The sequence below is a fragment of the Nitrosomonas limosa genome (assembly GCF_054188085.1).
The window spans coordinates 1,470,497-1,482,687 of record NZ_CM135180.1 but is presented as its reverse complement, the minus strand read 5'-3'; the positions used below and the strand labels follow the sequence as shown (position 1 = coordinate 1,482,687).

At 49.7% G+C, this 12,191-nt stretch carries 13 protein-coding genes; 9 read left to right on the top strand and 4 right to left on the bottom strand.

The window, feature by feature from the left end; translation table 11 throughout:
- The first annotated feature begins 249 nt into the window (after positions 1-249).
- From ACV7NC_RS06740 to ACV7NC_RS06730, 3 genes are all read left to right on the top strand, one after another.
- On the top strand, positions 250-1,206 hold the full coding sequence (locus ACV7NC_RS06740; RefSeq protein WP_458154748.1) for a sodium-dependent bicarbonate transport family permease: 957 nt from the start codon (positions 250-252) through the stop codon (positions 1,204-1,206).
- A gap of 41 nt (positions 1,207-1,247) precedes the next feature.
- Positions 1,248-1,565, top strand: a complete 318-nt coding sequence (locus ACV7NC_RS06735; RefSeq protein WP_458154747.1) for a P-II family nitrogen regulator — start codon at positions 1,248-1,250, stop codon at positions 1,563-1,565.
- 155 nt (positions 1,566-1,720) lie between these two features.
- Positions 1,721-2,515 carry a lysophospholipid acyltransferase family protein gene (locus ACV7NC_RS06730; protein ID WP_458154746.1) on the top strand — a complete coding sequence of 265 codons (795 nt, stop codon included), beginning with the start codon at positions 1,721-1,723 and terminating at the stop codon, positions 2,513-2,515.
- On the opposite strand, the gene ACV7NC_RS06725 is transcribed toward ACV7NC_RS06730, so the two are convergent.
- The 3 genes from ACV7NC_RS06725 to ACV7NC_RS06715 are packed head-to-tail and all read right to left on the bottom strand — an operon-like array spanning position 2,469 to position 4,538.
- Positions 2,469-3,269: a symmetrical bis(5'-nucleosyl)-tetraphosphatase gene (locus ACV7NC_RS06725; RefSeq protein ID WP_458154745.1), complete on the bottom strand. Its 801-nt coding sequence runs from the start codon at positions 3,267-3,269 to the stop codon at positions 2,469-2,471. The genes ACV7NC_RS06730 and ACV7NC_RS06725 overlap by 47 nt on opposite strands.
- Positions 3,270-3,277: 8 nt before the next feature.
- Complete coding sequence (gene dapB / locus ACV7NC_RS06720; RefSeq protein ID WP_458154744.1) at positions 3,278-4,084, bottom strand: 4-hydroxy-tetrahydrodipicolinate reductase; 807 nt, start codon at positions 4,082-4,084, stop codon at positions 3,278-3,280.
- A gap of 52 nt (positions 4,085-4,136) precedes the next feature.
- On the bottom strand, positions 4,137-4,538 hold the full coding sequence (locus ACV7NC_RS06715; protein ID WP_458154743.1) for an outer membrane protein assembly factor BamE: 402 nt from the start codon (positions 4,536-4,538) through the stop codon (positions 4,137-4,139).
- A 76-nt stretch (positions 4,539-4,614) separates the two neighbouring features.
- On the opposite strand from ACV7NC_RS06715, the gene fur reads away from it, so the two are divergent.
- Entirely contained in the window at positions 4,615-5,055 is a 441-nt protein-coding gene (gene fur, locus ACV7NC_RS06710; protein ID WP_307933276.1) for a ferric iron uptake transcriptional regulator, read from the top strand.
- A gap of 2 nt (positions 5,056-5,057) precedes the next feature.
- Positions 5,058-6,329, top strand: coding sequence for a lytic murein transglycosylase (locus tag ACV7NC_RS06705; protein WP_458154742.1), 1,272 nt, complete (start codon positions 5,058-5,060; stop codon positions 6,327-6,329).
- 295 nt (positions 6,330-6,624) lie between these two features.
- On the opposite strand, the gene ACV7NC_RS06700 is transcribed toward ACV7NC_RS06705, so the two are convergent.
- Positions 6,625-7,611, bottom strand: a complete 987-nt coding sequence (locus ACV7NC_RS06700) for a malate dehydrogenase (protein ID WP_458154741.1) — start codon at positions 7,609-7,611, stop codon at positions 6,625-6,627.
- Positions 7,612-7,942: 331 nt separating this feature from the next.
- Here ACV7NC_RS06700 and ACV7NC_RS06695 point away from each other — a divergent pair, with 331 nt between their 5' ends.
- The 4 genes from ACV7NC_RS06695 (at position 7,943) to ACV7NC_RS06680 (ending at position 12,176) form a co-directional block, all read left to right on the top strand.
- On the top strand, positions 7,943-8,722 hold the full coding sequence (locus ACV7NC_RS06695) for a DUF5995 family protein (RefSeq protein WP_458154739.1): 780 nt from the start codon (positions 7,943-7,945) through the stop codon (positions 8,720-8,722).
- 63 nt (positions 8,723-8,785) lie between these two features.
- A complete protein-coding gene (locus ACV7NC_RS06690; RefSeq protein ID WP_458154738.1) occupies positions 8,786-9,148 on the top strand; it encodes a DUF1428 domain-containing protein in 363 nt (120 codons plus the stop codon).
- Positions 9,149-9,634: 486 nt separating this feature from the next.
- The gene (locus ACV7NC_RS06685; RefSeq protein WP_458154737.1) at positions 9,635-10,636 is read left to right on the top strand and encodes a cadmium-containing carbonic anhydrase; all 1,002 of its coding nucleotides are present in this window, start codon (positions 9,635-9,637) and stop codon (positions 10,634-10,636) included.
- Positions 10,637-10,883: 247 nt separating this feature from the next.
- Positions 10,884-12,176, top strand: coding sequence for a SulP family inorganic anion transporter (locus ACV7NC_RS06680; protein WP_458154736.1), 1,293 nt, complete (start codon positions 10,884-10,886; stop codon positions 12,174-12,176).
- Positions 12,177-12,191 lie beyond the last annotated feature (15 nt).

The window sequence follows — 12,191 nt, the reverse complement described above, 5'->3', positions numbered from 1 at the left end:
CACGTCTCCTGTGATAAGTTTTCTTCGTGAAGTGAAGAATGCAATTCAGTCACGGACTTCCGGATCTAAGCAGAGTGATTGGTTGTTAACTACTCTAATTGGGTTGCTGCAACTGTAGAGTCTCGGTCAAAGAATTGAATTTTCTGATTCTTGGATGGTGCAATTTCTCAAGACTCTATGGCACTTTGCAAGTTGCTGGGATGGATTTTTTTATTAATTTGTATTTACGACTAAAATAGGGAGTGTTCCATGGCTACTATACAACCGGTAGTTTTCTTTTTTGTCGCGGGGGTTTTGGCAGGTGTTATCAAATCTGACCTAAAAATCCCCGAGGCTTTGTATAAAAGTATGAGTTTGTTTTTGTTGATTGCCATCGGTTTTAAAGGTGGTGTGTCAATGGCGAAGTACGAAATCATGGAGGTTTTACCGATCGCTGTTTCCATGGTTGTTTTGTCTGCATTAGTTCCGCTGACTGCGTATCCCATCTTGCGATTTATTGGAAGATTCACACAGGCCGATGCAGGCGCTATTTCAGCGCATTACGGTTCTGTGAGCGCGGTGACTTTTGCGGTGGGGGTGGCTTTCCTGGCGGCAAAAGATCAGCATTCCGAGGGCTTTATGGTGCTGATTATGGCGCTGATGGAGATTCCGGCGCTGGTCACCGGTACTGTATTGGCGCGGGCGGGCGCGGGTGGTGAGAAAACCGAATGGGGCAAGCTGATGCATGAGATCCTGACCGGTACCAGCCTTTATTTGCTGATTGTCGGTGTATTGATCGGCTATTACGCAGGCGTGGTGAAACTGGTATCGCCGCTGGATAAGATGTTCATGGACTTGTTCATGGGCGTGTTAGCGTTCTTCTTGCTGGAAATGGGGCTGCTGGCGGCATCGCGTCTGAAATCAGTGATGGAGAAAGGTGTTTTCATTGTCGCCTTCGGTATCTTATTTCCGTTGCTGGCAGGATTCTTCGGTAATTACTTAGGCTGGTTATTTGGTTTGTCTGAGGGGGGTACCATGTTGCTGGGCGTTCTGTATGCCAGCTGCTCATACATCGCCGCGCCTGCTGCAATGCGCATCGCAGTTCCGGATGCGGATCCCGCGCTTTCGATCGGCGCATCGTTGGGTGTGACTTTCCCCTTTAACATCTTTATCGGTGTGCCAATTTACTGGGAAATGTCAGCTTGGTTCCATGGCATGTCAGCTTAAGAAAGAGCTTATCGATTAACCGGCTATTAATAGGAAAAATCATGAATAATACAATTGCAATGAAACGATTCGAGATTGTTGTCGGTATTGAACAGCTTGAACAATTGACCGAGTTGCTGGAAAGATGCTCAGTCCGGGGTTACACTGTTCTTAAAAATGCCGGCGGACTGGGTTCGCGCGGTGTCCGGGATCCTGGAGATGTTTTAATGGAGCAGGAAAACGTGATGGTTGTGCTTGCTTGTAAGGATGAGCAAGCGCAAAAGATCATCAATGAACTCAGGCCTGTCTTAAGAGAGCTGGGGGGGATGTGTCTGGTTTCCGATTGTTTCTGGCTTGAAGGTCCTGCAGTCTCTTATTGATTGAAGCAATCGTTCTCAAATAGTTCTATTTTTTTCGTTTATCCTCAATGCTTGCCGCCATGTGCGGTGAGCATTGCAGGCGATGCAAATAGATTGGCATAAACCAGTGTAATCTGATACAACCATCCTTTTTGTCGGTTGCCAATCTTCGCTTCATGCAAAAAACAACGCCTTTCTTACTGCGTGCCATCCGGGTCACCAAGTTATTGTTCCATGTGGGGTCAGGGCTGGTGCAATCCTTGATTTATCCTTATCTTCCCTTGCATATTCAACGCGCTATGATGAGCCGCTGGGCCAACGGCGTATTGTCGATTCTATCAATCAGACTGTCGTGCCATGGACGTTTGCCGTCACTGGAAATGCCGCGTGTGCTGCTGGCGGCCAATCACGTATCCTGGCTGGATATTTGTCTGTTGATGGCGGCGTGTCCGGCGCGTTTTGTCGCCAAAGCTGAAATCAGCCGATGGCCGGTACTGGGTTTTTTGAGCCGGAGGGCCGGCACTTTATTTATCGAACGAGCGAAACGCAGCGATACGCAACGCATTAACCAGCAAATTAGCGAAGTTCTGGATCAAGGAGAACGGGTGACGGTATTTCCGGAAGGAACGACGGCCGATGGTTTGCAGTTAAATCATTTTCATGCTTCATTACTGCAATCGGCGGTGAATTCCGATGCGATGTTGTATCCGGTTGCAATCAGGTATCGTAATCCGGCAGGAGGTGTGTGTCTGGAAGCTGCGTACATCGATCCTTCGCTGGTTCTGTCGTTGCAAAATATACTGAGCCAGCCCTCAATCGATGCGGAATTAACGTTCAATCAGCCGGTTTCATGCGGCTTGAAAAATCGGCGGGAATTGGCACGATTGGCTGAACGGGCGATTGCCGATACATTATCGGTACCCGTTACGCACAGGGAACCTGGAAAATTTTCCGGTCCTCCAGCCGTATAGCCGTTAATGGACCTCCCCATATACAACCGCTGTCCAGCGCGATTAAATTTTCACTGACGTGAAGTCCCAGCGCAGACCAGTGTCCGCAAACGATGGTGTGCTGCTGGCTGGCGCGTTGCGGAACGCTGAACCAGGGCAGATAACCGGTCGGGATGGATGATATTTCTCCTTTGAAGTACAAATTCATTTGACCATCGGGTGTGCAGATGCGCATTCTCGTCATGGCATTAACGATCACTCGCAAACGGATAAAACCGCTCCAATCGTCTTGCCATTGATTGGGTTCGTTGCCGTAAATCCGGGAAAAAAGCCCGGGATAATCATCCTGGCGCATGGCATGTTCCACTTCGTGTGCAAGTTGCCCGGCTTGCGCGATTGTCCACGATGGCAGCAAGCCGGCGTGTACCATGGCGTATGAGCCTTCGTGATGGAACAATTTCCGATGGCGTAACCAGTGCAGCAGTTCGTCGCGGTCGGGAGCGTCAAGAACCGGCTGAATCGTGTCGCTCGGGTGATTTCTTGCAATGCCGGCAGCAACCATTAATAGGTGGATATCATGATTGCCGAGTACCATCAATATCGCATCACCGGCCTGTTTAATATAGCGCAGCAAGGACAAGGAATCCGGGCCGCGATTGACGATATCGCCCGCCAGCCACAATTTGTCGCTGGCCGGATCGAAGCGGATCAAATCAATCAGCCGCTGGAAAGGTGTGAAACAGCCTTGTAAATCCCCGATTGCATAGATGGCCATGGAAAAGCTCAGCGCAGCCCTAAAACATCCTGCATGTCGAACAGACCGTGCGGTTTGTCAGCCAGGAAGCGGACCGCACGCAACGCGCCCATGGCAAAGGTCATGCGGCTGCTGGCTTTGTGCGAGATTTCGACGCGTTCGCCAATCCCGGCAAACATAGCCGTGTGATCGCCGACAATATCGCCTGCGCGTATGGTAGCGAAACCAATAGTCTCAGGTTTTCTTTCGCCGGTTACGCCTTCGCGGCCGTAAACCGCCACTTTACTCAAGTCCCTGCCCAGCGAATCGGCAATGACTTCTCCCATACGCAAAGCGGTGCCGGAGGGTGAATCAATCTTATGGCGGTGGTGTGCTTCAACAATTTCAATATCGTACCCTTCATTCAGCACTTTTGCGGCGATTTCCAGTAACTTGAAGGTGACATTGACGCCTACACTCATGTTCGGCGCAAATACGATGGCAATGTCCTTCGATGCCGATTTGAGCTGGGTTTTCTCTTCGGTTGAGAAACCAGTGGTGCCGATGACCATTTTTACCCCGGATTCACGGCAAGCAGCCAGGTGTGCCAATGTTCCCTCGGGGCGGGTGAAGTCGATCAAGTGCTGGCAATTTTTCAATGCGGTTGCGAAATCGCTGGTAACCGGGATACCGCAATGAATCCCAGCCAATTCCCCCGCGTCTTTGTTTAAATAAGGATTGCCGGGCCGCTCGAGCGCAGCGGCCAGCTGCAGATCCGGTGCTTGCGCGACTGCTTCCAGCAGTGTCCGTCCCATGCGTCCTGAGCAACCTGCAATCGCAATCTTCTGAGTTATCATAATTATCCCGATGATTTCTAGTTAAATCAAATAGAAACAGTGTTTTAATGAATTATTTCGGCGCTTCTTCATCTGGCTTGGCTTCGTCTTTTGCAGGGGGTGCTTCAGCCGGTTTTGGTTTTGCAGAATCTTTTGAGAAGTGCATATAGTCTTCGATATTGACCAAAGTATCATTGTCGAAGAACAGTGTGAGCCGCTTTTGTTCGGTCAGGTCGCCTTTCTCCCGGAATAGATAGACATAATCCCAGCGATTGTCACGAAAAGCGTCAATGATCAGCGGCGATCCCAATACGAATAACACCTGCGATTTGGTCATGCCGGGCTTTAATTTTTCCAGCATTTCATCGGTGACGACGTTTCCTTGTTGCACATCGATTCTATAAATAACGTGCGGCAGATACGAACAGCTTGTCAGCAGCAGGAAAGAAAGCAGAGCGGTGAATTTTGCGGCCATTTGTTGATATTATATATTTCCAAAGTGAACACGGCGCTATATGATACAGTAAATTATTTTCCGAACAGAGATAACTATGGGTAACTTTGATGATCTGAAAAGCATCGATCTAAAAAACAGCGGCCTTAAAACGACGCTGCCACGGCTGAAAATATTGAATTTATTCGAGCAAAGCAGTGTGCGGCATCTGTCGGCTGAGGATGTTTATAAGGAACTGATCAATGAAGGTGAAGACATCGGGCTGGCAACAGTCTACCGGGTGTTAACGCAGTTCGAACAGGCCGGCTTGCTGGAGCGCCACCATTTCGAGAGCGGTAAAGCGGTATTTGAACTGAAAGGCGACGGTCATCACGATCACTTGGTTTGTTTGCAGTGTGGCCGCGTGGAAGAATTCTACGATGCCGAAATCGAAAAACGTCAAACCGCCATCGCAAAAGAACGCGGTTTTAAATTGCAAGAGCATTCCTTGTCGCTCTATGCGGATTGCATAAAAACCGACTGTCCGCATCGAAAATAAAAATGCCGGTGATCGCGTTCAGCATTCCTTCAATCAAGTCTTCACTAAATATCAGGCGCTTGCGGGCAGTTATTGTTGCATTCGCGTTTTTATTGTTAATGCATCAGGCAGAAGCCAGCAATCCCCAGTTTGGCGAATGCCTCTCCAGAATGAAGGATCAAGCGAGAACCGAAGGCATTTCAGACAAGACCATCCAACAGGTTCTGGGGAAAGCCCGATACTTGCCGCGCGTCATTGAGTTGGACCGGCGCCAGCCTGAATTCACGCAGACATTTGCAAACTATTTCAACACCCGCATTAATGACGAGCGTGTTCAACGCGGACGTGAATTGTTTACCAGGCACCGTGCGTTGCTGCGGCAGATTGAACAGGAATCGGGTGTTCCGGCGCAGTTTCTGGTTTCATTTTGGGGGTTGGAAACCAACTACGGCGGTTTCTTCGGGGATTTTTCGGTCACCGACTCACTGGCGACCCTGGCTTGTGATCCCCGCCGCAGCTCCTTTTTTATGCAAGAATTGTTCAATGCGATGCGGATCGTTGATGCTGGAGATATTGCCGCTGAGCGGATGATCGGGTCTTGGGCGGGAGCGATGGGGCATATGCAATTCATGCCGTCGACTTTTCTACGCTACGCTAAAGATATTGACGGAGACGGGCGTCGCGATTTGTGGGGGAGTATCCCGGATGCGATGGGTTCTGCCGCTAATTTTTTACGCCAACTGGGCTGGGTGCCGGGTTTAAACTGGGGGCAGGAAGTCCGTTTGCCGCCGTCATTTGATTATTCGCTGGCGGGTCGCGATCAAATGATGAGTTATGCCGAGTGGGGCCGTCTTGGCGTGACGGCGATATCCGGTGCGGCGCTGGGTCCCGCTGAGCATAAAGCCGCCTTGCTGGTACCCTCGGGGCATCAAGGTCCTGCTTTTTTAGTCACTCAAAACTTTCACGTAATCATGCGCTGGAATCGCTCGGAGTTTTATGCATTATCCGTAGGGCACCTGGCTGACCGGATTGCAGGCGCGATGGGCCTGCACCGCCTGCCGCCCGTTGAAACCGTCAAAATTTCACGCGAACAAGTGCGTCAACTGCAAAGGGATTTGCTGGCATTAGGGATTGATGCCGGTGAAGCGGACGGGGTGCTGGGTTCCGCCACACGCAAGGCAATCAGCCGCTTTCAACAGAGAACACAACGTATCGCCGATGGGCATCTGGATACCGGTTTGTTGATTGCGATCCGTGAAGCGGCGAGCGGGGTAATGCAACAATCGGTGGAATAGTTCCTTAAGGAAGTTCTGATTAATTGACTGCACGAGCGAATTGCATCGTTGCACGGTACTCGCTCCCTCGTCTATCTGATTGATATGCCTCGGTTACTGCATTCCGTGCGCCTCGCACTTCATCACGTTCGCCGAATTAGTCAGCGCTTCCTTAACAGGCCATTGAAAAACGTTTTCGAGGCAGCCGATACAAGGCAAAAACAGGCGAAAAAGCGCAGTTTATGCGGTATAAATGAGCATTATGAGCTTGTTTTTAACACCGTAGCGGCAACGCAGATAGTTTTTAAACGACCTGTTAAACGAGCAAATGCCGGACAGCTTCCTGTTCGGCAACTAATTCCCGGTAACTTGCTTGCATTTTTTCGTTGTCCGCATCGGTAATTTCCAGACCGTCGACAATTTGATACCGGCCATTTTGGCAAGTGACCGGGAAACTATAAATCACGCCACTTGGTATCCCGTAGCAACCGTTTGATGGTACGCCCATCGACACCCAATCGCCTTCCCGTGTACCGAAGATCCAATCTTGCATGTGATTGATGATCGCATTGGCGGCGCTGGCGGCGCTGGATTTGCCGCGGCGCGCTTCGATAATGGCCGCGCCGCGCTTTTGCACGGTCGGGATGAAGTGGTGCTCAACCCATCCGGCATCATTGATCAGAGAAGAGACCTTGTCATTGCCGAGCATGGCGTGACTCAAATCGGGGAATTGCGTGTTGGAATGATTACCCCAAACGATCATTTTCTTAATGCCGGAAACCGGTGCCCGAAGTTTTAAAGCGGCTTGCGACAAGGCGCGATTGTGATCCAACCGCAGCATCGCCGAAAAGTTGCCGGGGTCCAAATCGGGCGCGTTTTTCAAAGTGATAAAAGCATTGGTATTGGCCGGATTTCCGACCACCAGAATTTTTACATCGCGTTTTGCAGCAGCGTTTAATGCCTTACCTTGTGCAATGAAGATCGGACCATTCGCCGCCAGCAAATCTTTGCGCTCCATATTTTCGCCGCGCGGGCGCGCGCCAACCAATAGTGCAATGTCGGCATTATCGAACGCAACTTCCGGGTTATCGGTGGTGACGATACCTGCCAGCAACGGAAAGGCGCAATCATAAAGCTCCATCACCACCCCTTCAAAGAATGGCTGCGCTTCGGTCACATCGTGTAACTGTAAAATGACCGGCTGGTCTTTGCCAAGCATGTCACCCGCTGCGATGCGATATAACAGGTTATAACAAATCTGTCCGGTTGCGCCGGTGACGGCAATACGAATGGGCGGTTTCATTTTTTTCCAATCCTCGAAAAGCCACCAATAGGTTGGAAAATTGGCGGTATATGGGGAAATGTGAACGAATTATACTTGCAATCAAAGCCTCGCGGAAGAGCCGCTGCGCTGTGATGGCCAGAATGAAGATAGTGTATTGATTGCATGTCAGAATAAACACCGGGCTTGAGAATAAGCCACAGCAATAAGCCCGGCTAGCCATCAAAATCCAATACGGATTCCGCTGCGATGGGGTGCGGATGCAACATACCTGCATCGGATTGAACGCTTTGATTTGCATCACCGCACACATTGCGTATGATGCAGACACTCACAATTTCAAGGAGATGTTATGTCGCCCACCAGCTTTCCTTCGGCCATCGCTTCCCCAGCGGTCACTATCGACGATGTCATCACGCAGTTAACCGCCATCGTCGAATGGTCCAAGCAAAACAACTCACGCATCGGCTACTTTGCGGCGCTGTACCGCAAAGTGACCATTCAAGTCAAAAAAGGCATCGAGCAAAATTATTTCGACGACGGCCCGCGTATGGAACGGCTCGATGTGATTTTCGCCAACCGCTATATTCGCGCTTGCTATCTGCACTTCACCGATCAAACGCCAACCCAATCCTGGGTGCGGGCCTTTGACGCCACGCAACACTGGTGGCCAATCGTGTTGCAGCATTTGTTATTGGGCATGAACGCGCATATCAATTTGGACCTGGGCATCGCCGCGGCGGAAACCGTGCCGCCGGAAGAACTGCAAAACCTCAAAGGGGATTTCGAGAAAATCAATAAGGTCCTGGCCGGATTAGTGGGTGATGTGCAAAGCGAACTGGCGCAGATTTGGCCGGTATTGGGATTGCTGAATCGCTTTCTGGGTTCGGTGCAAACCGCCATCATCAATTTCAGCATGGAAAAAGCCCGCGATGCAGCTTGGTCATTCGCGGAGAAATTATCGCCCCTGCCGACACCGCAGCGGCAACAAGCCATTCGGGAAAAAGACGAGATGATGGCATTGTTTTCCAATGTCATTTCACATCCGGGTTTTTACGGCTCGCTCATCATCGGCATCATCCGCCTGGGAGAACGTGGCACAACGCGCCAGCGTATCGAAATTCTGGAGTGATGCAAAAAACTGATTGTCGCGCACTACTGGATGAATCTGATTAACTTGATTAGGGAGAAGAAGATGGGAAGGTATGTCGATGGTTACGTGCTTCCGATTGCCGTGAATAAATTGGACGATTACAAAAAAATGGCAGAATTAGCTGGCACTATTTGGAGGGAACACGGTGCGCTGGCTTATATCGAATGCGCCGGCGACGATCTCGAACAGAAAGAAATGGTTTCGTTTAAGCAATTAACCGGTGCCAATGAGGATGAAACAGTGATTTTTGCGTGGGTGGTTTTCGAATCGAAAGAACACCGCGACCGGGTCAATCAAGCTGTCATGGCGGATCCGCGTTTGGCCGGAATGATGAATCCCGATGCGCATCCATTCGATTGTAAGCGGATGGCGTATGGCGGTTTTACCGCGATTGTCAATTTGTGATTTTTTAGCGTTTGAACGCAATAACTAACGGGTATCAAACCGGTTCTTTGTAATCCTAATTTATATGTGCCGCATTTATCGCTTTACCGATTTCGAATCAATTACCTTCGTTTCATTTTGTAAGTTGCAATAACCGAAGGGCATTGCACAGTTTGCGGCGAACTTTCATGGTGCAATGCGCTACGATTATTAGCACTTGACCACCTTATAGATTGATTGTACGAGGCGCTGTGCGGATTACGGAATCCCTTATGCCTGTACGGGAATTTGCAACAGTAACCGGCAGAAAATGAAGAATTACTATCTGTAGTACGGAAAAGTAGTGTTAGAATCCTAACGCCGGGTTTATTTTATCATCCAAGGAAGTTAAAAAAACTGTTAAAAAGGCCTTGGCAATGTTTGCCCTTTCCTTGAGTTACTTTGAATATGGCAAGTATGAAGTAGAACTTATGATCAAATGACTAATTACTACAAAGGATATCTAAAATGTTTGAAAGTTTAAAAAATCTGTTAAAACATTTTACAGGCAGTCAAGATACAGCATCATCAGCACCAGAAACAAACCCGCCTCCACAACAACCACAAGCAGCTTCAGCACCCGCCTCAACCGCTTCCGTTTCGGAAGATAACCTCAATCAGTATATTTCACTAGGCCAATTTAACTTGGGCTTGGGCAGCATCGGTCCCGATAATCGTGACGATATCGACAAGAATGTATTAATCCAGATGTATCAAGCGATTGCAGCCGGCGTATTCAACGTGCCCGCAAATGGCGTGGTGCCGGAAATCTGTGTCGACGGACGCACCAAAGCCGATGGTTCGCGTTTCAGCGCACCGTGTGCGGCGGGTGGCACCTTGAGCATCGTGTATGGCAGCGATCTGGGCGGCTCATCCGCCGGAGACGTGAATGAGCTTCAAATGACGACCCAAGCGATTCATACGCTCAAATCGAAAGGGCACTCCACCGGTGTGCACGGCGATGACCACGGACCTTGCGGATGCGGCGCCTGCGCCAAAGCGCCGACGATTTATCAGCATATCTCGGAGCGTATTAACGATATCGCTGCGCTGGTCGGAAAGCTCGGCATTAATGTGACCGATGCGGAAAAAGGCTCGATTGTGCAGCAAGCCAACAATCGCCTGGGTCAAGCAGGTTTCTTCGCGGAAGACCGGGCAGCGGTGCTGCAAACGGCTCAGGATTGCGGAGCGTTGTATGAAGAGCTGGTCGGCAAGCACAACGAACTCGGTATTGCGTTGAATACCAAGCCCGGAACCACCGTTGACCGTGCCGCGATTCGCGCCAAGTACGGTCCGCAATACGATATGTTCGTGGTCGATGCCTGGGCTTTTGGCAATGCGGCCAAAGATATCAACGCGAGTGGCAGCGATGACGATGTTCAGCGTATCGCAAAAGCAATTACGATCCAGAATGTTGCCACGGCTTCGATTCTCGGCCATGGTTCATTGCGGATTATCCCTATCGCTTAATTTTCTCATATAACAGGCGCATGCCTGCTTTTTCTCAGGGATCGGCTCGATACCGGATAAAGCAGGCATGCGCCTGAATCATTTCAGCGGCAACCCCAATTGTTCCGCGGTTCACAAGTTGTGATGTATATCAATGCCACGTGTTGACAAATAGTATGTAATGAGGCGGTCTGAGAGAAGCTCGTAGGTGGCTGCTTGTCTTGGCGCGAGTAGTTCATACGATATTGTTGAATCATTCAGAAAAATCATGCCGCAAAAAACGCAAAATCCATTGACCGGTTCGGCTGCGTTTCAGACGCAATTTCTTGGCCGCGATCTGCAAGCCGGCATTATTACCGGCACGATGGCGATCCCGCTATCCGCCGGGATTGCATTGATGTCCGATTATCCAATCAAGGTAGCGCTGGCAACGGTTGTTTTTGCATGCTTCGTCGGTTGGATCAATGCCTGGTTTCGTCCTGGGAATTATGTCGGCGCACCCGGCGTTGCCGCCGGTTTGGCACCGGTGCTGGCATTGGGCGTAGCGACGTTTGGCATGGAGAATATGGCGTTTGTTATTTTTCTGACGGCTCTCATGCAAGCCATTATCTGGAAATTCAATTTGCAGAAGTACATTCTGGTGGCTGTTCCGGAGTATCTGGTAGAAGGATTATTGGCCGGCGTTGGGCTTAAAATTGCTATCAATTTTTTTGCCATGACTTACGAGATACCGGACAGTATGGTTACAGAAAGTTTCTGGAACACCGTGCGTATCCAGATGGTGTCGATTTCTTTGCTGGCCATGGTTGCATTCGTGTTTCTCTTCAGCAAATTTCAAGCCAGGCAACCCGCCATTCCGTATTTCTTTGTAATGATTGCCGGTGCGATTCTGGCGCAGTTCATCGCGATGCCGATGCTGCACGTGGAAGATGTGCCTTTGTATCTATCGTTGCCGTTGCCCCATTTCGACCATGCGTTGATGTGGCTCTATGCTGTTGGTTTTGCAGCTATGCTGGCGATTATTGATGTGATTGAGCAAGTCATGAGTAATGCTGCCATCCAGAAGATCGATCCATTGCAGCGCAAATGCAACACTAATAATAGCTTGCTGGCTATCTGGGTTGCCAACATGGGGTCGAGTTTTTTCGGCGGCATGACAAACCTGGATGGACTGGCCAAAAGCACCACCAATAAACTGGCTGGCGCTTATACCAAGTTTTCGGTACTGGTGGTTGGATTGGTAATTTTATTCTTTGTGATCAATACACAATATCTTGAATTTATGCCGAAATTTTCACTGGCAGTGATTATGATTTTCACCGGCTGGAAAATGATTCTGGGATTGTTGCATGTTGCGCATCAAGGACAGTATGCACTGATGCTTGCGACGTTATGCGCGTTACTGGTTTATCGCCTGGGGATATTCGAAGGATTGCTGCTGGCACTGGCTATCCATGGGTTCGTGAATTATGTGGTGTTGTATTACGTGCATAATATTAAGACCGGCGCGATCATCAGGAAATATTTGCAGCGTTTTTCTATCGGCGGCGGCGCCGATTAATCGCACCTGATAGTT

Coding starts and splice junctions, on each gene's coding strand:
- dapB (WP_458154744.1), bottom strand. CDS start 4,084: ATGATAACTCAGAAGATTGCGATTGCAGGTTGCTCAGGACGCATGGGA.
- ACV7NC_RS06685 (WP_458154737.1), top strand. CDS start 9,635: ATGTTTGAAAGTTTAAAAAATCTGTTAAAACATTTTACAGGCAGTCAA.
- ACV7NC_RS06740 (WP_458154748.1), top strand. CDS start 250: ATGGCTACTATACAACCGGTAGTTTTCTTTTTTGTCGCGGGGGTTTTG.
- ACV7NC_RS06730 (WP_458154746.1), top strand. CDS start 1,721: ATGCAAAAAACAACGCCTTTCTTACTGCGTGCCATCCGGGTCACCAAG.
- ACV7NC_RS06725 (WP_458154745.1), bottom strand. CDS start 3,269: ATGGCCATCTATGCAATCGGGGATTTACAAGGCTGTTTCACACCTTTC.
- ACV7NC_RS06680 (WP_458154736.1), top strand. CDS start 10,884: ATGCCGCAAAAAACGCAAAATCCATTGACCGGTTCGGCTGCGTTTCAG.
- ACV7NC_RS06715 (WP_458154743.1), bottom strand. CDS start 4,538: ATGGCCGCAAAATTCACCGCTCTGCTTTCTTTCCTGCTGCTGACAAGC.
- ACV7NC_RS06735 (WP_458154747.1), top strand. CDS start 1,248: ATGAATAATACAATTGCAATGAAACGATTCGAGATTGTTGTCGGTATT.
- ACV7NC_RS06690 (WP_458154738.1), top strand. CDS start 8,786: ATGGGAAGGTATGTCGATGGTTACGTGCTTCCGATTGCCGTGAATAAA.
- ACV7NC_RS06700 (WP_458154741.1), bottom strand. CDS start 7,611: ATGAAACCGCCCATTCGTATTGCCGTCACCGGCGCAACCGGACAGATT.
- ACV7NC_RS06705 (WP_458154742.1), top strand. CDS start 5,058: ATGCCGGTGATCGCGTTCAGCATTCCTTCAATCAAGTCTTCACTAAAT.
- fur (WP_307933276.1), top strand. CDS start 4,615: ATGGGTAACTTTGATGATCTGAAAAGCATCGATCTAAAAAACAGCGGC.
- ACV7NC_RS06695 (WP_458154739.1), top strand. CDS start 7,943: ATGTCGCCCACCAGCTTTCCTTCGGCCATCGCTTCCCCAGCGGTCACT.